This is a genomic window from Litchfieldella xinjiangensis, from assembly GCF_000759345.1.
Lineage (GTDB): Bacteria > Pseudomonadota > Gammaproteobacteria > Pseudomonadales > Halomonadaceae > Litchfieldella_A > Litchfieldella_A xinjiangensis.
Map to the genome: position 1 here is coordinate 39969 of NZ_JPZL01000004.1, position 22185 is coordinate 62153.

Genomic DNA, 22185 nt, shown 5'->3' on the forward strand with positions numbered 1-22185 from the left:
ATCAATGTGCTGTCGGAGGAAGCGCATCGGGACTGAAACGAGACAGGTGCCTGGGCTGTGGCGTGAGACGAGGCGACTCCTGCCTCACCTGATAGACGTGCCAGAGCACCACCAGCATGATCCAGAAGATGCTTGTCCTGAATCCGTTATGGGAAACGGCGTAAAGCAGCGGCCCGGACAGCGCGACCCACCCATAGAGAGGGGCCCGCCTGACCGCCAGAAAGATCACGGCAAGAAACAACGACAGCCCGGGAATGCCGTAGGAAAAGAGCATGTTCCCGAACGAGGAATGGATTTCGCCGCCGTCATAGGGATAGAAGCGTTCGCGGCTGCCCTCGCCCGCTCCCAATATATTGAGGTGATAGAACTCGACGATGCGTTCGTACTTTCGTTCTTCATACATGTTTTCCAATTTGGATGGGGCCCGGTCCAGACGCGTCATGACGTTGTCACGCACCTTTCCATCGGTCTGGATATCGAAGACGATGAGCCCAGCCACCAGCACCGGCAGAATCAACAGGAACTTGAGCGCATGCTTCACCTTCGAGGCATTGGCCAATCCCCAACTGACGAAAAGCAGGGCCATGCCCGACATCGCTGCGAGCGACGATGCCGAGAAGATGCTGACCACAGCGGCCCCGATGGCCACCAGCAACAAGGGGCGTGCCGGCAGCTTGAAATCATGGATCGTCAGGAGGATCACGAGCGAACACAGGGAGAAATAAGCCAGCTGGTTCGGGTTGTTGAATGTCCCGACAGCACGAACCGACCCGGTTCCCAGGTCGAACACGACCTTGGCAAAGCAAATTAGAATGGCAACGATGATGCCCTTCTCTACCCAGGCAATACGCCCAGGGTGGAGTTGCAGCAGGCGTATCAGGGAAACCCCGACCAGCAGGTTATAGATGAAGAATTGCGCATAGCGGAAGAAACTATCGCTCTGGTGAACCAGCATCCAGGCAACGCAGACCAGGCTGACCCAGAACACCAGCATGCCCCAGACCACCACGAAACCATGGTCCAGATAGCCCTCGTCATCGCGTAACGCCATGACGAGAGAAAACGCAACGAACAGGAGGAGCACGAAATCGCCGGGCTGGGGATTCCCACTTGGGAACACATACAGCGAGCCCAGCGAGAGCCCCAAGAACATGAAAACGGATGCAATGTAATTCATAGCCGTGGCCTCATGGCGAAGGACCCGTTACAGGCTCGCCATTTTTCTGAACACTGAATTGCGGTCCACGAGTTCGTCGTAGGTTCCGCAATCCTGGACCTTGCCTTCGGCGACGAGATAGATCAGGTCGCAGCCCTTAACGGTCGCCAAGCGATGCGCGACCATGACGATCGTGCGCTCCTGGGAGAACTTCTGGATGTCGGCCATCACGAGCTTTTCCGTGATACCGTCGAGCGCACTGGTGGCTTCATCCAGCACCAGCACATGCGGCTGCTGATAGAGCGCCCGCGCAATACCGATCCGCTGCCGCTGCCCGCCAGAAAGCTGTACGCCCCGTTCGCCGACGTGGGTCTCGAGCCCCTCGGGCATGGCCGCCACCAAGGCATCGAGCTGGGCCATCTGCAGGGCTACCTGCACGCGTTCATCGTCGATCTCTTCCTGTGGAATGCCGAACGCGACGTTTTCACGCACGCTGGCATCCGACAGGAAGATGTGCTGCGGAACGAAACCCACCGCGTTTTGCCACTCCCCACGATTGGCTTCGGTCAAGGGAGCGTCATCGATGCGAACATGGCCCCGCTCCGGCATGATCAGCCCAAGCAAAAGATCGACGGCGGTGGACTTGCCTGACCCTGAGGCGCCCACCAACCCCACGACACCCTGCGCAGGGATCGTCAGCGACAACCCATCCAATGCCGGCTCGTCCTTGCCCGGATAATGAAAGGTCACGTTATCCAGGGTGATGTCCCGTCGGGGCACCCATGCAGTCGTGAGGTCATGGTTTGCGGTGCGCTCGCGCAGTGCCAGGTCATGTTCATGACTGGCCTTGAGATCGCCCCGGATGGCCTCGAATGCGGACATGTTGCCGCGCATGTTCGAGACACTGGAGTAGATTTTCTGGAAGGCCGGCAGGAGCTTGAACCCGGCCAGTGCATAGATCGACAGCATCGGCAGGATGGCCCCCAGGTCCCCCTGGTGGGTGTTCAGCAAAAACAGCACGAGGAAGATCACCGACCCGTAGGCCACCACTTCGATGGCATAGCGCGGCGCATCGCTCAAGGCCTGGGTCAGGCCCGTCCCGCGAGCCATGTGTCGGCTCGCCTTGTCGAACTGACCGGTGAATGCACCCTGGCGTCTCAGTAGCAGCACTTCCTTGATGCCACCGAAGCCTTCGGTCATGAGTCGAAAGCGATCCTCGTGCGAGCGAGAGACCTGCTTGCCATTGGTGATCAACAACCGCCGCACCGTCTTGTAGAGCAACAGGTAGGTGACAATGAAGATCGCGATGCCGGTCAGCGCGACCATCGGGTTGTAGATCACCAGCGCCAGCCCCATCAGGCTGACCATCACCAGCTTGGCATTGAGCTGCAGCACCGGATTGATGATCTTGGTCGTGATCCGCTGTGATTCCTGCGACACGCGGCTGATCAACAGGCCGCTACTGCCCGAGGAGTGAAATAGCCAGGGCTGGTGCATGTAGTAGCGGTACAACCGGCTCGAGAGCTCCGCCCCGACATGCGCGCCATATAGGGATAGCCGCCAGGTCGTGAACATCGAGAACAGGCCGGCGATGACCAGTGCTACCAGCACGCCTATCCCAACCAGCGTCATGAATCCCTGTGGCGTCTCGAAGCCGCTGGCCTGGTAGAGCTGTCCCATGATGCCGTCACCGTGAAGGCGATCCATGTCCCCCACCAGGGACATGAAAGGGCCAATGGCGACCACGCTGACAATCTCGGCAAAAGCCATGACGATGATGAGCAGTTGCAGACCCAGCAGCTTTCGGCGTTGCTTGCCCGTCAGCAGCGAATGCAGCTCGCGAAGTTGCTTCAGCATGTACCCCCCTCCTTGGCTACTACTGTCCCGACATCCCTGTCACTTGTAGGCATAGTGATAATCTCCGTAGTAGCCGTAAGTGGCACTTGCGGTACGCTCCATGCCGTTCAGGATGGCGCCCTTCAATCTCACCCCGGCACTATCGAGGCGACGCTTGGCGGCCCTGATCTCCTTGGTAGGTGTCTTGCCGTAACGGGCCACCATGAGGCTCGTCCCGACCTGCTTGCCGATGACCGCGGCATCGGTAACGGCCAATACGGGCGGCGTGTCGATGATGACCAGGTCGTAGCGCTCACTGACCTGCTCGAGAAAATCGTGGAAGCTTCGCTGCATCAGCAGCTCGGACGGGTTGGGGGGTACCGTGCCGCGGGAGATATAATCGAGCCCCTCGACATCGCTGTGGCGAATGGCGTCTGCCATTTCAATGCGCTGGGCCAGCAGTTCCGACAAGCCGCCAGCACTCTGACCGCGGAAGGCCAAATGCAAATGCCCCTTGCGCATGTCGCCATCCACGACCAGCACCCGCTGGCCAGCCTGGGCGCAGACCACGGCGAGGTTGGCGGAAACGAAACTCTTGCCCACCTCCGGGCTCGTACCGGCGATCATCAGGCGGTTGTCACGCGACTCGAGCATCGCGAAGTAAAGGCTGGTACGCAGTCCGCGCAAGGCCTCGACCGAAATATCCGCCGGATGTGCCTGGGCGAGAAGACCACTGAACACGTTCTGACCTTGCTTGGAGCGCCGCTGCCGCACGCGTCGCGCCATCTTCGTCTGCTCGGCAGACGCCGGCAGGGTGGCGTATACCGATAGCCCCTCTTCTTCGAGCTGTTCCGGGGTTTCCACGGCGCGGTTGAGCACCATCTTCATCACCACGGCCAGCACACCCAGCATGGCGCCCAATATGGCACTGACCAGCGAGGTGAAGGGAATCTTGGGGGCGATCGCAGCGGGCTGGAGCACGGCCGGATCCAGAATGCGCACGTTGCCGACGGTACCCGCCTTCACCAGGCGCATTTCCTGCAACTGATTGAGCAGCTGGACATAAATCTGCTGGTTGACTTCGGTATCCCGGGTCAGTCGCAGCACTTCCTGCTGCGTCTCGGGCAGGTTGGCCACCTGGGCTTCCAACGCATCCTTCTCAGCCGTGAGTTGAGCGCGCTTGCGAAGCAAGGACTGGTAGTTGGGGTGGTTGGCAGTGAAACGCTCGGCCAGGTCGGCTTCGGCAAGTTTCAATTCAGACAATTGGTTGTCGACCTGAACGAGACTATTCAACAGGCTCTGTGTCTCGAACGTCAGATCGACCGAATCACGCTGCGCACGATATGAATTCAGATTGTTTTCGGCAGTCATCAACTGCGTATTGACATCGGGAATCTGTTCGTTGAGGAAGGAAATCTGTTTCTCGGCCTCTTCGGACTGACGGTTGATGTTCTGAGTCAGAAAGACTTCCGTGACCGTATTGAGGATATCTTCGACTTCATTCTTGTTTTCGCCTTGCAGGGTCAACTGGTACACGCCCGAATCGAGCCCCATGGGAACGATCGCAAAGCGAGAAGCGAGTTGGTTGATTGCATTCAGGCGTGAAACACGCGTGACATTGAATTCGGCCCCGGCGGGCGCCTCCAATTGGGTAATGAAGGTCCGATATCCCTCATTTTCACCCTCACCGTGAACAGGCTCACCGACCAGGCCACTCAGTACCGGCTGGTCTTCGTAACGCACCTCATAGCGCTGCTCATCGAGAATATGCAACGTGTGGGGAGCCCCGATCCGATAGTCAGGGACATCGAAGCGGGTGACATGCACCTCTTCGCCGGCCCATACGAAAGGACTGCCCTCTTGCGACGGCCACCAGCCTTTCTCGGCCAGCCAGTCACCGAGCCACGGCAGGTGCGTATCGCTGATCTGCTGTCGGGTCAGGCCATGCTCGACAAGAAAGTCGCCAATGACCGGCATGCGCCGCGGCTCGAGCTGGATCGTCAGGTCCAAGCGATCGACGGTGCCGCCCATGACCATGCGCGACTTGAGGATCTCGAGCTCGGCCGAGGCGGTATTCCCCGCCACAGGCCCTTCCTGGGTGAGCTCCACCCGACTCAACGTCGGGCTGGTCTCTTCGATTTGAATCATCGCGTCGGAGAGATAGACGCGGGGCTGAGAACTGGAATAGAAATAGCCGATCAGCATGAACACCACGCTGGTGCCGATGATCCACCACTTGTGATCCTTCAGTACCGCAACCAGTTTCCCCAAGCTGATTTCGCTGGTGTCACGGCTCGGCTGGGGTTCAGGACTTCCTGGGAACATTGTCATGTCGTCTCGACCTTCCCTGTTGCGTCGCCTTGGCGCATGCCAGGCGACGCAGGGTGTTTACGATGATTGTGATCAGAACTGTTCGACCGAGCGGCCGACATCACCCGGCAGCGTGACTGACGGCAGCAGGAGCGAGATCACGTTGTTCCACCGTGCCAGCGGCGCTGACGTCACGTAGACCACATCCTTGGGCTCGAGCGCGAAACGCGTACCGAGCAGCAGATTGGTGGCATCGGCGATGTCCAGTTGATAGACGGTGGCCAGCTTTTCGCTGCCGGGCTCGTTTCCACGAATAACGAAGATGCCTGACGGTTCGGCACGGCTTTCGTTAACCCCACCGGCTTGTGCCAGTGCACCTGTCAGGGTCAAGCGCTCGTTGCCCACGGCGATGGCGCCGGGGCGCAATACCTGGCCCAACACCACGACGTTCTGGTTCTCGGCAGGCGGTACATGCACCAGGTCGCCGCTTCGCAGCAGTCGGTTCTGTGTCATGTCGCCTTGATGCAGGAGCGCATAGAGGGAAATGTTTTCCTCGACGCCATCCCGTGCGAGAAGCACGTTGTGCCAATCGGCCGTCTCGGTAGCGCCTCCCGCCTGGCTGATGGCATCCAGCAGCGTCAGCGGCTCGAGATTGACGGGCTGAATACCCGGGTTATTGACCGCCCCGCTGACGTAGACCTTCTGAGAGCGGAAGGCCGCCATACCGACCTCGACCTGGGGCTCGCTGATCACGTTGGAGAGTCGACGTGTCAGCAGCGAGCGGACTTCCTCGAGGGTCATGCCCTCGACCCGGATGCGCCCCACATAGGGGTAAAACATCGTGCCGTCAGGCCTGACCCGGTTGCCGCTTTCAGCAGCGTCGCGCTCGGCGCCGGCCGGAATCGTCAATTCGGGATGGTCGTAGACGATGACGCTCAATACATCGCCTGGGCCGACCTTATAATCGTAGTCGCGCATCTGCTCGCGGAATTCGCTATCCACTGGCCGAGCGCTGCGTTTCATCGTATCCATGGCAGCAATCAGAGCCGGCGTAATGGGCTCCACATCGACCTGGTCTTCGAGCGAGTTACCCTCGGTGCCGTAATCGATATGCCCGCCGGGGGCCATGGCACAGCCGCTGATCAACATGACGGCCAATAGCGTTCCACCCAGCCCCAAGGCAGTTCGCCCCTTGCGACGTTTCCCTGCTGTTAGCGTACTTTCCTTATTCATATGGCCCCCTGATTTATCCCTTGTCACGCTACCGCCCCAAGGTTGTTTATTTGGCAATCCCTGAAGCCGTATTATTTTTACGATTAACTGAGTAAATACTCCGTAGAACCACACCCTTCGGTACGGCACGCCGGATTACACAAGCTTACATATAGGAGGCGCTTTTCACATACCCAATTTGATCGGTACATGGCATGGTAAAAATATGAGGAAAAACAAGACTGCGTCATGCCCAGCCATCATCTGAATGGATGGACGACGTCATACTCGAATATGAGATTGAAAAAATAATCGCGATAAAACAACGCGCAAGCGAATCTGTTTTAACGACGTATTAAGCGCCTTAATTAGAAATGTAGTACTGAATATTAATGTGGCTCTAATGGTAAAGCCTGGCCAAACAGCAGCGAATGCAGAGTCTTATTTACGATGCAGACACCAAATATTTTATAATTCGGGCGCTGCATCTCGTCGAGCATTGCCTAGATACGTTCACTCCACGCCCGGGCGGCTTTCAGGAGTCGCCCATGCACGTGCTCGAATACGTTTCGATCCAGGCCATAGGGGTCGGGAATCTCGCGCTCGGCAGGTTCCAGCCAGTGCCCGAACAACATCGTCTTGCCCAGGGCCGAGGGGTAGTTGTCCCCTACTGCACGGCGTTGGCCGTCACTCATGACCAGGACGAGGTCGGCACTGCCCAGCATACTGGCCTCGAGTTGTCGGGCGCGGTGGGCTGAAACATCCAAGCCATCGGCTTCGGCGAGTTCACGGCTGTGCGGTGCCACACCCCGTCCCACCAGTGCCCCCAGGCCCGCTGAAGTGATGTCGCGTTGCGGAAAATGCTTGCTTAACAGCGCGGCAGCAACGGGACTACGGCAAATGTTGCCGGTACAGACAACAAGGATGGCGTCGAATTTCACGATGCACTCTGGTCGATTGAATGTGTCCAGAGTATTGGCCAAAGCGGAATCGCTGTCGATTGGCGGAGTAGCGGATTGAGCGAGTATCATCAGGCGCAACAGTCAGGAGCGTTACCATGCATGTGATACGTCTATCCGCCGACCTCATCGCCCTGCTCGAGGGGCTATTGTGGTTGGCACTGGCCTGGTCGGTCAGCTTTGCCATCCATCAGGGGTCGACCCTGCCCCTCTTCGGGGCGCTCAGCCTGGTGGGCACCGTGCTGCTGGTGACATGGGCGCACCGGCCCATGCGAGTGATGCTGTCACGCTATCGGATCCGCAAGCGGCGTACCGAAATGTGGATGCATATTCTGGCTCTGCCCCTGCTGCTTGCGCTCTTTCTGGCGGTGGTGATCGAGATATTGCTCACGCCGCTCAGCGGTACTCAGAAGATGCTGCTATTCAATGTGATGGCCAGTGCAGGCTGGGTCGTCTTCGCCATAACACTTATATTGAAACAGGCCGTATTCAGCGTCAAAGGGCCACGCAAGCGTAAACGCAAACGCCGCCCCCAAAGCGAGGACGAGGCCGGCCACAACGCAGCCAGCGATACCCACACGCCAAGCTGAGGCCTCGCCAGGCGAAGGCCTTACTCAGTCATTTAGTCAGTTAAGATGGACAATGACCTCGACCCGTCGATTCCTGGCCCGCCCTTCAGGGGTTGCGTTGTCCGCCAACGGCCGGGTGTCGGCAAAACCCACTGCACGTAGACGCGAGCCGTCGATGCCTGCACGCTGCAGGTGGCGTAGCACTGCTGTGGCCCGGGCACTCGAGAGCTCCCAATTGGAGGGGAAGCGCTCGGTGCGGATCGACTGGCTATCGGAATGGCCTTCCACCGACACCTCGCCTTCGTAGCGCTCGATGATCGCCAGAAGACTATCGATGAGCGTCTGGCCGGTACCTATCAGCTCCGCGTTGGCCGAATCGAACAGCAGCGTATCCTCGACACGCAGGCTGATCCCTTCGGCCACGTGGGTGACCTCGACACCATCGAGCTCAGGCAGGGCCACCGCTTCCTGGGCGGCGACCGCCACGGCTTCAGCAAAGTGCGTTGCCGCCTGGATCGCTGTTGGCTCGATGATGGGTGCCTGCACGACAGCCGGTGCCTGTACCGGCCTGGGCGCCTGCCTTGCCACACCAAGCGCCACGACCACCGCGGCGGGATCGACCCGTACGCCGCTCATGGGTGCATTCATTGCCGGGTTTTCTACAACGGGAACGTCTGCAACCAGCGGGCGTTCTACAGCCGGCGCGACATGGGCCATCTCGGGGAGCGGTATCCCCAGGCGCATGGCCGCACTGACGGCAACCGCTTCGGATTCATTACTGTCGACACGCGCCGATACCGACAGGAGCAGCACGAAGGTGGCGACCAGCAGGGTCATGATGTCGATATAGCTGACCATCCAGCCCCCGCCGGTATCCTCCTGGGCGGCATCGTCGAAGACGGCCTCGTGACGCGCCCTGGCCTCACGCATCGGCCACGCCCGCTTCCTGGCTGCGGCGCAAGCGGTCGCGCAGGCGTGGACGAACCGGCACATCGCCCGGCTGAATCTCGCGGATTTCGTCCTGATGGTGAGCCATGAAGGAGTTCAGGGTGGCCTCGATGAACGATGGCAGGCGACGGCGCGAGATCAGCGAGATCCCCTCGAGCACCATGTTCATGGCGATCAGGCGCTCCTCGGTACGCCGTTCGAGTTTCACCGCGATGGGCTTGAAGACCAGGTTGGCCAGAACGATGCCGTAGAAGGTGGTAAGCAGGGCCACCGCCATGCGCTCGCCGATCAGGGCGAGCTCAGCACTGTCCATGACCTCGAGCATGTTCACCAGACCCACCAAGGTGCCGATCATGCCGAAGGCGGGCGCATACAGCGCCATGGTGCGGAAGATGTTCGCTTCGGCACGCTCGCGCGCTTTCATCCTCGCGATGCGCCATTGCAGCAGGTCGAGGATCTCCTCCTCGCGGGTATTGTCGATGACCAACTGGATGCCGGTACGCAGGAAGGGATTGCGCGTTGCTTCCAGCGCATTTTCCACCGACCGCACGTCGCCCCGAAACCATAGCCGCGCCATGCCCACCAGTTCCTGGATGTCGCTCTCGACATAGGAATTTTCTCGGCGGAACACCAGCCCCACCAGGCGGACCACACGTAGCACTTCACGTAGCGGATAGCTGATGAAGGTGGCCGCCAGCGTGCCCGTCAATACGATGGCCAGCCCCGGCAGGTTGATGAAACTCGACGCCGACTCGGCACTGAGTAGGAGAACACTGGCCAGCAGCAGGGTGCTGGCGACGATACCGATCAACGTGGAAGGATTCATTCAGGCGCCCAGAAACGATTCGCGAGCCGCCATGGTAAGCCGAAGTGAAGGGAGACGAATTTATGAAAAGCGAAAGGAACCGGGCGTTAATAGATAAAACCAGCCCGATTCCGTAGGCACGGAGCTATCTGCTGCGCGAGGGGTTCCTGGAATGGGCAACACATTCATCGCGCAGAAATCCGGATCGCCGGACCGTGCGCTTCTACAACACCTTTGCATTTTCAACTGCCGAGGGCGGCACTTACTCCATCACCCGTAGGAGCGCAGATTCTCTGCGCGAGGGGTTACTTGCTATGCCGCTGACCTCTATCCACCCCAACGGCAGATGAACAACGCGTAGGTCTTCAACACGTGGCGGATCGATTCGATATCGACGCACTCATCCACCCCGTGGATGCGCTCCGCCACCGGACCGTAACAGGTACCGGCCACGCCGGCCGCGACATGGAACGCCCGAAGATCCGTGGTACACGTCGAGAGATAATGCTCGGGATCGCTGCCAGTCAGCGAGCGGTGGCAGTCCCCAAGCAACCTGACACCCTCGCTCTCGAGGTCGACCAGGTGCCCTTCGGAACGGAATCCATGGAACTCGACACTCGGCGCGTCCACATTGCCTTTCAGCTCGGCATGCGCCCGATCGACAGCCTCGGTGAGTTTGCGCATGGCCGTCTCGGGGGACATTTCCGGCGCGAAGCCCAGGCGCCCTTCGAGAATGGCATGTGCCGGCACGCTCGAGGCCCAGTTGCCGCCCTCGAACTGGCCGATATTCAAATTGAACGGATGAGGTATCGCATCATAAGGCGCCTCACGCGGGGCCGCGTTGAGTTCTTCCTCGAGCGCCTTGAGATAGGGAATCATCGCCTGCAGGTATTCGATGGCATTGCTTCCCGCGCCGGTATCCAGCACGTGGGCCGGCACGCCATTGACGCGAATGCGAAAGCGCAGCACACCGATCTGACCGCTATAGATCCTGGCACCGAAAGGTTCGGGAATCAGCACGAAGTCACCGGCATAGCCGCAGTTCACGCAAGCCAGGGCACCATTGCCAGTACACTCCTCCTCGATCACGGTCTGCAGCGTCAGGGGGAAATCGATCGCCACGCCCGCTTCGCGTACCGCATGCACGGCCATGGTCATCGCGGCAATCCCGGCTTTCATGTCGCCCGCGCCGCGCCCGTACAGCCACCCGTCCTGTTGCCAGGGCGTCCAGGGCGGTTGCGTCCACATGTCGGTCGGCTCGGCAGGCACGACATCCATATGACCATTGAAGACCAGGTGCGGGCGCGATGAATCGGGATTGAGTCGAGACACGAGGTTATAGCGGCCCTGGCTCGACCAGGGGGCCGGTGCATAGTGCGGATGGCGATGCAGCTCGGGATCGTCCATGGCTACCTGCTCCACCGGCAAACCCAAACGCTCGAACCAGCCTCGCATGGTTTCCAGCGCGCCGCTTTCCTGGCCCAGTACGCTGTATTGGCCGACCAGATCGCGAGTCAGTGCCAGGGTATCGTCGAACAACGCATCGCATAGGGCCATGACGCGGGCTTCGCTGTCGCTCAGGCTGTGACTCGAGGGTATCTCGCTCATGTCAGGGTTCCTCCGGTCGTGTCATCCAGTCGTGTCATCCAGTCATGTCATCGCGCTGCCTGCGCTTCGCTGATGCCCTGGATAACGTAATCGCGGGCGACACCAATGTGGTAGTCCACTTCCTCCTCGCAGCGGGCAGGATCGCCACTGATCAAGGCATCGATCAGTCGCCAATGGCTGGTGGAAATGCTGTCAGGGGCGGAATGCGTGCGCCCGATCAGCGCCATGCACAATCGCAGTTCATGGGCGAGATCATCGAAGGTCTTGAGCAGTCGGCTGTTGCCTGCCATCTCGAAGATCATGCGGTGAAAGCGCAGATCCTCCTCGATCTTGCGATTGTCCTCCCTGTCCTTCGCCACGTCGCACATGATCTCGACCTGACGATTCAACGTCATGTGCATCTCGGGAGAAAAGGAGCTGACCAACAGCCGAAAGGCATGACGCTCGAGACACAGGCGCAGATCGAACACATCGTTCAAGTCATCGCGGTCGAGCTCACGCACGAAGAAGCCCCGTCGGGGACGGGATACCAGCAGACCGCGGCTTTCCAACAGGCGGGCCGCCTCCCGCACCGGCGCGCGGCTGATACCCATGTCTCGCGAGAGCTGTACTTCGGACAATCGCTCGCCCGGCTTGAAGCGGCGTTCGATGATGGCCTCGGTCAGCACATCGGCCACCTGGTCGACCAGATTGCGCTGCCGCAAATTGGGGAAATCACTACCGCGCTTGGCATCCATGTTATCGCGCTGCCTTATGATTATTTTGGCTTAATCACAACACTATGCGGGCTTTCCAGTTTTGTCGACCGTCGATGCCGACTGTCGACAGCTTATGCAACCGCTGCTATGGTCAAAACGTCTTCTTCAGAAACCAACGCTGCCGGAAACCGCCAGGTCACATCCCGGGCACTTGTCCTGAAAGGCCTTCCAGCCGGTAAGCAACTCCAAGAACAACGGAACGGAAGATTACAATGAAAACACCTCTCGCCTGTGCAATCGCTGCATGCGGCCTGGCCGCCCTGCCCGCCATGGCCGAACCTCAGTCCGGTGGCGTCATCAATACCGTCATCCAGCCGGAGCCGCCCGGCCTGGTACTGGGCATGATCCAGAATGCCCCGACACGTACCGTTGCCGGCAATATCTATGAAGGCCTCCTGCGCTACGACACCGATCTCAACCCCATGCCTCAGCTGGCAACATCCTGGGAAGAGAGCGACGATGGCCTGACCTACACCTTCCACCTGCGCGAAGACGTCACCTGGCACGATGGCGAACCGTTCACGGCCGAGGACGTGGTGTTCTCCGCCGATGTCTTCCATCGCGAACTCAACCCCAGTGCCCGCGCCGTGCTCCAGCATGTCGAAAGCATCGAGGCCACCGACGACCATACCGTGGTGTTCACGCTGTCGCAGCCCTTCGGGCCGTTCATGCTCTCGTTCGAAGCGGGGACCTTCACGATGGTGCCCAAGCACGTCTACGAGGGCACCGATTTCCGCAACAACGAAGCCAACAACCACCCCATCGGCACCGGGCCGTTCAAGTTCGAGAACTGGGACCGCGGCACGGTCATCGAGCTGGTCAAGAACGAGGACTATTACGAAGAGGGACTGCCCTACCTCGATGGCGTGAACTGGCACATCATTCCCGATGGCGCGTCCCGCGCCGTGGCATACGAGAACGGCACGGTCGATGTACTGCCCTACGGCACGGTCGAGAATTTCGATGTGCCGCGTCTGTCCGAGATGGAAAACACCTGCATCACCCAGGAAGGTCATGAGTATTTCAGCCCCTTCGCCATGCTGTGGATGAACAACCGCGAAGGGCCCACGGCTGACAAGCGTTTCCGTCAGGCGGTCATGTATGCCATGAATCGCGAGTTCGCCCGCGACGTGCTGTGGAACGGCCTGGGTGAAGTGCCGCTATCGGCCTTCGGTTCCAACGCCAGGTTCCAGAACGAAGACCTCGAGCCCTACGATCACGATCCCGAAAAGGCGCGTGAACTGCTCGACGAGATGGGCTACGACGGCGAGGAGGTCACGCTGCTGCCCCTGCCCTACGGCGAGACCTGGACCCGCTGGGCGGAAGCCGTCCAACAGAACCTCTCCGAAGTGGGCATCAACGTACGCACCGAGTCCACCGACGTGGGCGGCTGGAATCAGCGCCTGGGCGAATGGGATTACGACCTGGCGTTCACCTACCTCTATCAGTACGGCGACCCGGCATTGGGGATTTCACGAACCTACCTTTCCGACAATATCGAGAAAGGCTCGCCATGGAACAACGTCGAAGGCTATGAAAACGAGCGTGTCGACGAGCTGTTCAACGAAGCGGCCACGGCCTTTCCCGAGGAGAAGCGCGAGGAGCTCTATCACGAGGTCCAGGAAATCCTTCACGAGGACGTCCCCGTGGGCTGGCTGCTCGAACTCGGCTTCCCCACCATTTATCGTTGCAACGTCAAGAACCTGGTGACCTCCGGGGTCGGCGTCAACGACGGCTTCAAGGACGCCTGGATCGAAGAGTGATCCGTTACGAAGGGGCGCATCGCGCCCCTTCGTATACCTGGCTGGGTTTCGAGGTATAAAGCATGGTTTACGCTCGCCTGATCGCGATGCGGCTATTCAAGGCCGTGATCGTGCTGTTCATGATCATCGTATTCAATTTCTTCCTGATCCAGATGGCCCCCGGGGATCCCGCCGCCATCCTGGCCGGCGAAGCCGGCGCCACGGATCAAGAGTTTCTGCGCCAGTTGCGCGAACAGTTCGGGCTCGACCAGCCGTTGTACGTTCAGCTATGGCGCTACGTGTCAGGCATCGCCACGCTGGATTTCGGCTACTCCTACCGACAGCAAATGCCGGTGCTCGATCTGATTCTCGCGCGTCTCCCCGCCACGCTACTGCTGACCGGTACCGCCTTCGTGCTCTCGCTGGCCCTGGGTATATTCGCCGGCTCGATGGCGGCGGCTCGGGTCAAGAAAGTCTCGGGCTCGCTGATCATGGCGCTGGCCCTGGTCTTCTACGCCACCCCGCTGTTCTGGGTCGCGCTCATGGCCGTGCTGCTGTTCTCGGTCTATCTCGACTGGTTGCCCGCCTACGGCATGTTCACCGTGGGCGCGCACTACACCGGTTGGGCCCATGTGCTGGATGTCCTCAACCACCTCATCCTGCCGGCATCCACCCTGGCGCTGTTCTTCATGGCCATCTATACGCGCATGACCCGTGCCTCGATGCTCGAGGCCAGCCAACAGGACTACGTCAAGACGGCGCGGGCCAAGGGGCTCAAGGACCGTGTGATTCAGCGTCGCCATATCCTGCGCAACGCCCTGCTGCCGATCATCACCCTGGCCGGCCTGCAAGCGGGGCAGATGGTAGGCGGCGCCATCCTCACCGAAACCGTGTTCGCCTGGCCGGGGATCGGGCGCTTGATGTACGAGGCGCTGATGCAACGTGACTACAACCTGCTGCTCGGCATCTTCTTCTTCTCGGCCGCTTTGGTGATCGTGTTCAACATCTTCACCGACCTCGTCTATCGCCTCGCCGATCCGCGCATCAAGGGGGCCTCATGAGCTTTTTCGCACGCTTTGCACAAAACCGTGGCGCGCTGATCGGCCTGATCATCCTGATCGCGATCATTGCCATGGCGATACTCGCGCCGTTCCTGTTTCCCGAGTCGCCCTGGCGCATGGTTCAGCGCCCTTTCCTGGCCCCTTTTGAAGTCGACGGCTTCGCGCTGGGTACCGATACCATGGGCCGCAACGTTGCCGCGGGGCTGATGCACGGCGCCTGGGTGTCGCTGCTGATCGGCCTCGTGTCGACCAGCGTGGCACTGATCATCGGCGTGCCGCTGGGCGCCATCGCCGGTTACTACGGCGGCCTGGTCGACGATGCCCTGATGCGCTTTACCGAGTTCTTCCAGACCATTCCGAACTTTGCGCTGGCCATTGTGCTGGTCGCCATCATGCAGCCCAGCGTGACCTCCATCGTGCTGGCCATCGCCATCGTCAGTTGGCCGCCGGTGGCACGCCTGGTACGCGCCGAGTTCATGTCGCTGCGCAATCGTGAATACGTCGAAGCGGCCCGGCTGGTCGGCCAAGGCAATGCCACGATCATTCTCAAGCAGATCCTGCCCAATACCCTGTCGCCGATCATCGTGCTGGCCTCGCTGATGGTGGCCACGGCGATCCTGCTGGAATCGGCGCTGTCGTTCCTGGGGCTGGGCGATCCCAACGTCATGTCTTGGGGCTACATGATCGGTGCGGCGCGCACCGTGATCCGTCAGGCCTGGTGGCTGAGCTTCTTCCCGGGCATGGCGATCCTGCTCACCGTGCTGGCCCTGAATCTTGTCGGCGAAGGGCTCGATGACGCCCTGAACCCCAAGCTCGCCCGCGAACGCCAGTAGGAGGCAGAAAAGCCATGACCGATACCGTACTGAGCATTCGCAACCTGACCCTGGCGCTGCCCAAGGGCGCCGACCGCTCCTATGCGGCCGAAAGCGTCACCTACGATGTCGCCAAAGGCGAGATCATGTGCGTGGTCGGTGAGTCCGGCTCCGGCAAGTCGATGGCCGCCAACGCGGTCATGGGCCTCCTGCCCAAGGGCGTTCGACCTACCGATGGCGAGATCCTGTTTCACGGCGAGGACCTGTTGAAACTCGATGAGAAACGCCATCGGGAACTGCGGGGCCTGCGCATTGGCATGATCTTCCAGGAGCCGATGACGGCCCTGAACCCGCTGATGCGGGCCGGTGACCAGATCGCCGAAGTCTTCGAGGCCCACGGGTTGTATAACGCCAAGGAGCGCCAGCAACGCGCCTTGGCGCTGCTCGAGGAGGTAGGCATTCCGCAGCCCGAGAAAGCGATTCGTGCCTACCCGTTCGAGCTTTCCGGCGGGCAACGCCAGCGTGTGATGATTGCCATGGCACTAGCACTGGAGCCTGAACTGCTGATCGCCGACGAGCCCACCACGGCGCTGGATGTGACCACCCAGGCTCAGATCCTAGAATTGATTCGCGACCTGCAGAAGCGCCGCAACATGGCGGTGATGTTCATCACCCATGACTTCGGCGTGGTCGCCGAGATCGCCACCCGCGTCTGCGTCATGCGGCTGGGCAAGGTCGTCGAGTTGGGGCTGGCTCACAACGTACTGGACAACCCGCAACACGAATATACCCGATCGCTCATCAACGCCATTCCCAGCAATGCCGTACCGCCCACACGTGACGCCCGTGAGCCGGCCCCGTTGCTCGAGGTGCGCCAGCTCAACAAGGTGTTCCGCTCGCGGGGCGGGCTGTTCAAGCCCTCGCGAGAGGTTGTTGCACTGAATGACGTGTCGTTCACGCTCGACCGCGGCGAGACCGTGGGCATCGTGGGTGAATCCGGTTCCGGCAAGTCGACCCTGGGCCGCTGTGTGGTGCGTCTGGAACGACCAGACGATGGGGAACTGCTGCTCGATGGCGTCAACCTGGGTGCTCTCAAGGGCGATGCCCTGCGCCGCGAACGCAAGCGTGTGCAGATGGTGTTTCAGGACCCCTACGCCTCGCTGAACCCGCGTACCCGAGTCGGCCTGGCCATTGCCCAGGGGCCGATCGCCAATGGTGTCCCCCGTAAGGAGGCGCTCCAGCAGGCCGGCGACCTGCTCGACCTGGTGGGTCTCGGTGCTGCGTCTGCCGAACGCTTTCCCCACGAGTTCTCGGGGGGCCAGCGCCAGCGCATCGGTATCGCCCGCGCCCTGGCGCTCAAGCCCGAATTGATCGTCGCCGATGAGGCGGTGTCGGCACTGGACGTCTCGATCCAGGCCCAGATCCTCGAACTGCTCGAGGATCTCAAGCAGAAGCTCTCGCTGTCGCTCCTGTTCATCACTCATGACCTGCGCGTGGCCGCCCAGGTCTGCGATCGCATCATCGTCATGCAACATGGCCGTATCGTCGAACAGGGCACGGCTCAGGAGGTCTTCCTCTCGCCCCAGGAAGCCTATACCCGTGAATTGCTCGACGCGATCCCCGGCCGCGCCCACGTCGCTGCTGCTGTATGAAAAGGACGCCGATGGACGCCTTATTGACCGAGATCCAGGCCATCGTCGGCCCTAACGGGGTGATCCGTGATGAGGCCGTCAGCCAGCGCATCAACGACTGGTTGAGCGGTGCCCCCTGCCGCGCCGCGGCCATCGTGCGCCCGGCCGATACCCAGCAACTCGCGGCCGTGATGCGCTGTTGCCACGCGGCCGGCCAGCCCGTCGTCACCCAGAGCGGCATGACGGGGCTGGTTCATGGGGGTCAGGCTGAGCCCGACGAACTGGTGATCTCGCTGGAGCGCATGACGGCCGTGGAAGCGCTGGATCCGTTGGACGGTACGCTGACGGTCCAGGCCGGGGCACCGCTGGAAACCGTACAGCACGCAGCCGCGGCACAGGGCTGGCATTTTCCGCTGGATCTCGGCGCCCGGGGGTCGTGCACCATTGGCGGCAATATCTCGACCAATGCCGGCGGCAACCGGGTGATCCGCTACGGCATGATGCGCCAGCATGTGCTCGGCCTGGAGGCGGTGCTCGCCGATGGCACCGTGATCAGTTCGCTCAATCGCATGCTCAAGAACAATGCCGGCTACGACCTCAAGCAGCTCTTCATCGGCAGCGAAGGCACCCTGGGTATCGTGACGCGTGCCGTGCTGCGCCTCCAGCGCCCTACGCTCAGCGAGAACACAGCGTTGCTGGCCGTGCCAGGCTTCGAGGCGCTCACAAATATCCTCAATGGCTTGCGGCAGCAGCTGGGCGCCAACCTCACCGCCTTCGAGGTCATGTGGCAGTCGCACTATCGTCTTTTGACCGAAGAGCTCGGCCGTCACACCCCACCGTTGCCCACCGACTCGCCCTACTATCTGCTCGTCGAGGCCCAGGGCATCGATCAGCCCCATGATGAAGCGCTATTCAACACCGCGCTGGAATCCGCCTTCGAGGCGGGCTGGGTATCAGATGCAGTGATGGCCCACTCAGGTGCGCAGCGCCAGGCCTTATGGGCGATACGTGAAGATATCGAGGGGCTGATCCAGGCGCTGAACCCGCTGTTCGCCTTCGATGTCAGCCTGCCCATCGGCAGCATGCCGGATTACGTCGAGACGCTCGAACGCGACCTTGCTACTGCGTATCCTGATAGTCGCCTGGTCGTGTTCGGCCACATTGGCGATGGCAACCTGCATCTATCGATACACGCCGGCAACGAAGACGCCGAGACTCGCCAGACCGTCGAGCGTTTGGTATACGCTCCACTTTCCGCCCTGGGCGGCTCGGTGTCGGCAGAGCATGGCATCGGCCTCGAGAAGCGGGACTATCTCGCCCTGTGCCGGAGCCCTCAGGAGATCGCGTTGATGCATACCCTGAAGCGGGCGCTCGATCCCAAGGGACTGCTCAATCGATATAAGGTGTTAGCCCCCTCTTCCGACCGCCAGGAGCAACCCGCATGACCGTCACCCTCAAGACACCCAGCGACGCCGACCGGCCCGATTGGGAACGGTTGTACCGAGGCTACGCCGAGTTCTATGGCATGCCGATGGCCGACGAGACGCTCGACACGGTGTGGTCGTGGATTCAGGATACGACGATGGAATTTTATGGCCTGCTGGCCTGCAGCGATGACGGCAGTGCCATCGGCCTGATGCACTTTCGCGCCATGCCGTCGCCCTTGCGGGGTGCCAAGGTCGGTTTTCTCGACGATCTGTATGTCGACCCCAGCCAGCGAGGCAGTGGCGCCGTAGACGCCATGTTCGATGCGCTCAAGACGGAAGCCAAGCAGCACGGCTGGCCCTTCGTGCGCTGGATCACCAAGGACGACAATTACCGGGCGCGTGCCGTCTACGATCGACTGGCTACACGCACCGACTGGATCACTTATCAACTTACCCCGAACTAAGCCACTGAACAGCGACTGAACGCGCCGACTGGAGACGACATGCCCCGCTTTCCCGATCACCTGAAAGGCCACGGGCCACAGAATCCCTTCCCCGGTATCAAGGTGCTCGAGCGCCGCCTGGGCCGGGAGATCCCCTATCGGCTCGGCTCCAACGAGGGGCTCGATATGCCCCATGCCGCGTTGCGGGCGCATTTCGGCGATGCCATGGTCGAACATGCGTACTGCTATGGGGATTCCGAAGCCTTGGGCGTTCGCCAGCGCGTGTCGGCGCAGCTCGGCACACCGCTCGACTCGCTGCTTGTCGATGCGGGCGCGGATAGCCTGCTGGCGCTGGTGGTTCGCACCGTTACCACGCCCGGGTGCACCGTGGTGGAAAGCCGCGGTACCTACCCCACCTTTGGTTACTTCGCCGAAAGCCACGGTTGTGAGCGCATCGAGGTCGAATACAATGAAGGCCCCGGGCGGCTGGCGCCGGATCTCGAGGCGCTGATCACCGCCGCCCATGAGACCGAGGCCCGCGTCGTCTACCTGGCCAACCCCGACAACCCCACCGGGCATGTCCACGATGACGACGCCGTGCTCGACCTGCGCGCCCGGCTCCCCGAGGAATGCTGGTTGTTGCTCGATGAGGCCTACCACGATTTCCGCCAGGATGCCGACTCGCCGTTTGCCGCCGAGGTGTTGCCCGGCGTGATCCGCCTGCGCACCCTGTCGAAGGCGCATGGCATGGCCGGCATGCGCATCGGCTACGCCATCGCCGAGCCCCAAACCATCGAAATGATGATGAAGGCGCGCATCCATTATGCCGTCTCGACCCTGACCCTGGCCGCCGCCGAAGTCGTGCTCGATCATCCCGAGGAGACGCGCCAGCACATCCAGGCGGTACATGCCCGGCGTGAGCGGCTCGCCGAGCATCTCGGCAGCCTGGGCGCCGACGTGTTGCCCAGCGGCACCAATTTCATCGCCCTGCGCATGCCCAGCAGCGAACTGGCGGCCAGCATCCACGCCGACCTGCTCGACGCAGGTAGCCTGATCAACCGCCCGCCCAGCCCGAACCTGGGCCATATATTGCGTATCACCGCCGTGGAAGAGGCGCTCAAGCCTGGGCGCCTGGCGGCGCTTGAAGCGGCCCTGGCTGAATGCTCCTGATTATGGCGTTTGTTCCTGTCTGGTGGCTTTTTGTGTCCCGATGCCACAGGATTATCGGCTGGGCGATTGCTATCTCAGCCATACAGGAACAGGTAGGATCGAATGCAACAGAACGAACGGGGTGAAGCGGAACGGCAGAGCGCATCGCGAGGAGAGCATTCGACCGACGTGAGCATCGGCGCCTCGGCCGATGAACATACCGTTCTCAAGACCTTCTTCAGCGAACGTGGCGAAACGACGGAACTCGGCCAGTTCTCTAGCGCCTTGCATACGCTGCTGACAGCCACCGATATTGCTACCCTTTTTCTGGATAGCGACCTGCGTATCCTTCGCTTTACCCCCCAGATCGTGACGCTATTCGACATTCACGCCGCGGATCGAGGGCGACCACTCTCAGCGGTCTCTCATCGTTTCGGTTGCGCATCCTTATCTGACGATGCCAATCGCGTATTACAGCATCAAATACCCATCGACCGCGAAATACACAATGGCGCGGGCCGCTGGCACCTGGCAAGGGTGCGCCCATACTGCAGCACCGAGGGTGACATCAGTGGTGTAGTCATCACGTTCGTGGATATTACCAAGCACAAGCGCCACGAGGATCAATTACTCGAAAGCGAAGAGCGCTTTCGCGTCCTGGTAGATACCTCGGCTCAGATCATCTGGACCACGGATGCCGACGGGGTCGTCGTGGAGGGTTCGCGCTCCTGGCAAGAGTTTACCGGCCAGAGCTTCGCCCAGTTTTGCGGCGCGGGATGGCTCGATGCGGTTCATCCCGATGACCGTGACCATGCCAGAGTGCAGTGGCATCGATGCGTCGAGTCGGGCGCACCCTTTCAGACTGTATTCCGTGTCTTTCATGCGCCCAGTGGCCGGTATCGTTGGACGGATGTCCGCGCCAGAGCGCTGCGAGGCCCAGACGGCGAGATTCGTAGCTGGGTCGGCATGAACATGGATATCAACGAGCAGAAGCTCGCCGAGCGTGCGCTCAAGGACATGAACGAAACCCTCGAGGTACGCGTCGAGGAACGTACCGCGCAAGTACGCGACCTCGCCTCTCGCCTGACCATGGCGGAGCAGGAAGAGCGGCGACGGGTCTCGCAAATCCTGCACGACGATCTTCAACAATTGCTATATGGCATACAGATGAAGATGCGTATGCTTCAGGAGAAACTTGCCGCTGGTGACCAGACACTGACCACGATGGTGGTGGATACGCAAAGCTGGTTGGCAGAAGCCATCGAAATGACACGGCAACTCACGGTGGACCTGAGCCCACCGATCCTCAAGACCGAAGGGCTGGCCGAATCGCTGGAATGGCTGCAGCGGCAGATGTATCAATTACATGCACTGAAGGTTTCCCTGCATACCCGACGTGCGCCATACATGCCCAACGAAGACCTACGCGTCCTGCTGTTCCAGACGGTGCGCGAATTGTTGTTCAACATCAAGAAGCATGCCGGCGTCGATCACGCCGAGATCGAGCTCGACCAGAACGATACGGAGATACTGGTCCGCGTCATCGACCATGGGCGTGGCTTCGATCAGAAGATTATGCAGGCAGAGCAGGACGAAGCGCCGGGGTTTGGGCTCATTTCATCCCGCGAACGGCTTTCCTTGTTCGGCGGTGCGATGGAAATCCATTCGGTGCCCGGCGATGGGACTTCTATACTCATTCGGGTGCCGTCGGAACGATGTCATACTAATGCTTGAGGGATTGCTTCCCTCACCCTCAACC

At 60.7% G+C, this 22185-nt stretch carries 18 protein-coding genes; 9 read left to right on the top strand and 9 right to left on the bottom strand.

Annotation, left to right across the window (positions count from 1 at the left end):
- Position 1: 1 nt before the first annotated feature.
- The 5 genes from JH15_RS14995 to JH15_RS15015 all read right to left on the bottom strand — a co-directional run bounded on the left by JH15_RS14995 (position 2) and on the right by JH15_RS15015 (position 7455).
- On the bottom strand, positions 2–1177 hold the full coding sequence (locus JH15_RS14995; protein ID WP_043531846.1) for an O-antigen ligase family protein: 1176 nt from the start codon (positions 1175–1177) through the stop codon (positions 2–4).
- Between the two features lie 27 nt (positions 1178–1204).
- Entirely contained in the window at positions 1205–3013 is a 1809-nt protein-coding gene (locus tag JH15_RS15000; protein WP_043531848.1) for an ABC transporter ATP-binding protein, read from the bottom strand.
- 39 nt (positions 3014–3052) lie between these two features.
- Entirely contained in the window at positions 3053–5323 is a 2271-nt protein-coding gene (locus JH15_RS15005) for a polysaccharide biosynthesis tyrosine autokinase (RefSeq protein ID WP_043531849.1), read from the bottom strand.
- A 72-nt stretch (positions 5324–5395) separates the two neighbouring features.
- Complete coding sequence (locus JH15_RS15010) at positions 5396–6535, bottom strand: polysaccharide export protein (RefSeq protein WP_081949062.1); 1140 nt, start codon at positions 6533–6535, stop codon at positions 5396–5398.
- A 482-nt stretch (positions 6536–7017) separates the two neighbouring features.
- A complete protein-coding gene (locus JH15_RS15015) occupies positions 7018–7455 on the bottom strand; it encodes a low molecular weight protein-tyrosine-phosphatase (protein ID WP_043532516.1) in 438 nt (145 codons plus the stop codon).
- Positions 7456–7571: 116 nt separating this feature from the next.
- Here JH15_RS15015 and JH15_RS15020 point away from each other — a divergent pair, with 116 nt between their 5' ends.
- Complete coding sequence (locus tag JH15_RS15020) at positions 7572–8063, top strand: hypothetical protein (RefSeq protein WP_052384158.1); 492 nt, start codon at positions 7572–7574, stop codon at positions 8061–8063.
- A 36-nt stretch (positions 8064–8099) separates the two neighbouring features.
- Here JH15_RS15020 and JH15_RS15025 read toward each other — a convergent pair whose 3' ends face one another.
- From JH15_RS15025 to JH15_RS15040, 4 genes are all read right to left on the bottom strand, one after another.
- Positions 8100–8972: an OmpA family protein gene (locus JH15_RS15025; RefSeq protein WP_043531850.1), complete on the bottom strand. Its 873-nt coding sequence runs from the start codon at positions 8970–8972 to the stop codon at positions 8100–8102.
- Positions 8965–9816, bottom strand: coding sequence for a motility protein A (locus tag JH15_RS15030; RefSeq protein WP_052384159.1), 852 nt, complete (start codon positions 9814–9816; stop codon positions 8965–8967). Before JH15_RS15030 ends, JH15_RS15025 begins: the two co-directional genes overlap by 8 nt.
- A 306-nt stretch (positions 9817–10122) precedes the next feature.
- Positions 10123–11403, bottom strand: a complete 1281-nt coding sequence (locus JH15_RS15035) for an ArgE/DapE family deacylase (RefSeq protein WP_043531851.1) — start codon at positions 11401–11403, stop codon at positions 10123–10125.
- Between the two features lie 47 nt (positions 11404–11450).
- On the bottom strand, positions 11451–12140 hold the full coding sequence (locus JH15_RS15040; protein WP_043531852.1) for a GntR family transcriptional regulator: 690 nt from the start codon (positions 12138–12140) through the stop codon (positions 11451–11453).
- 233 nt (positions 12141–12373) lie between these two features.
- On the opposite strand from JH15_RS15040, the gene JH15_RS15045 reads away from it, so the two are divergent.
- The 8 genes from JH15_RS15045 (at position 12374) to JH15_RS15080 (ending at position 22160) form a co-directional block, all read left to right on the top strand.
- Positions 12374–13924: an ABC transporter substrate-binding protein gene (locus JH15_RS15045; protein ID WP_043531853.1), complete on the top strand. Its 1551-nt coding sequence runs from the start codon at positions 12374–12376 to the stop codon at positions 13922–13924.
- 62 nt (positions 13925–13986) lie between these two features.
- Positions 13987–14964, top strand: a complete 978-nt coding sequence (locus JH15_RS15050) for an ABC transporter permease (protein ID WP_043531854.1) — start codon at positions 13987–13989, stop codon at positions 14962–14964.
- Complete coding sequence (locus JH15_RS15055; RefSeq protein ID WP_043531855.1) at positions 14961–15797, top strand: ABC transporter permease; 837 nt, start codon at positions 14961–14963, stop codon at positions 15795–15797. The genes JH15_RS15050 and JH15_RS15055 overlap by 4 nt, the downstream gene beginning before the upstream one ends.
- A gap of 14 nt (positions 15798–15811) precedes the next feature.
- Positions 15812–17428 carry an ABC transporter ATP-binding protein gene (locus JH15_RS15060; RefSeq protein WP_043531858.1) on the top strand — a complete coding sequence of 539 codons (1617 nt, stop codon included), beginning with the start codon at positions 15812–15814 and terminating at the stop codon, positions 17426–17428.
- Positions 17429–17439: 11 nt separating this feature from the next.
- Positions 17440–18852, top strand: a complete 1413-nt coding sequence (locus tag JH15_RS15065) for an FAD-binding oxidoreductase (RefSeq protein ID WP_043531860.1) — start codon at positions 17440–17442, stop codon at positions 18850–18852.
- Positions 18849–19298 (top strand): GNAT family N-acetyltransferase, encoded by a 450-nt coding sequence (locus JH15_RS15070; RefSeq protein WP_043531862.1) that lies wholly within the window; start codon positions 18849–18851, stop codon positions 19296–19298. The genes JH15_RS15065 and JH15_RS15070 overlap by 4 nt, the downstream gene beginning before the upstream one ends.
- Positions 19299–19337: 39 nt before the next feature.
- Positions 19338–20447, top strand: a complete 1110-nt coding sequence (locus JH15_RS15075) for a pyridoxal phosphate-dependent aminotransferase (protein WP_043531865.1) — start codon at positions 19338–19340, stop codon at positions 20445–20447.
- Between the two features lie 102 nt (positions 20448–20549).
- The gene (locus JH15_RS15080) at positions 20550–22160 is read left to right on the top strand and encodes a PAS domain-containing sensor histidine kinase (protein WP_043531868.1); all 1611 of its coding nucleotides are present in this window, start codon (positions 20550–20552) and stop codon (positions 22158–22160) included.
- Positions 22161–22185: the final 25 nt, after the last annotated feature.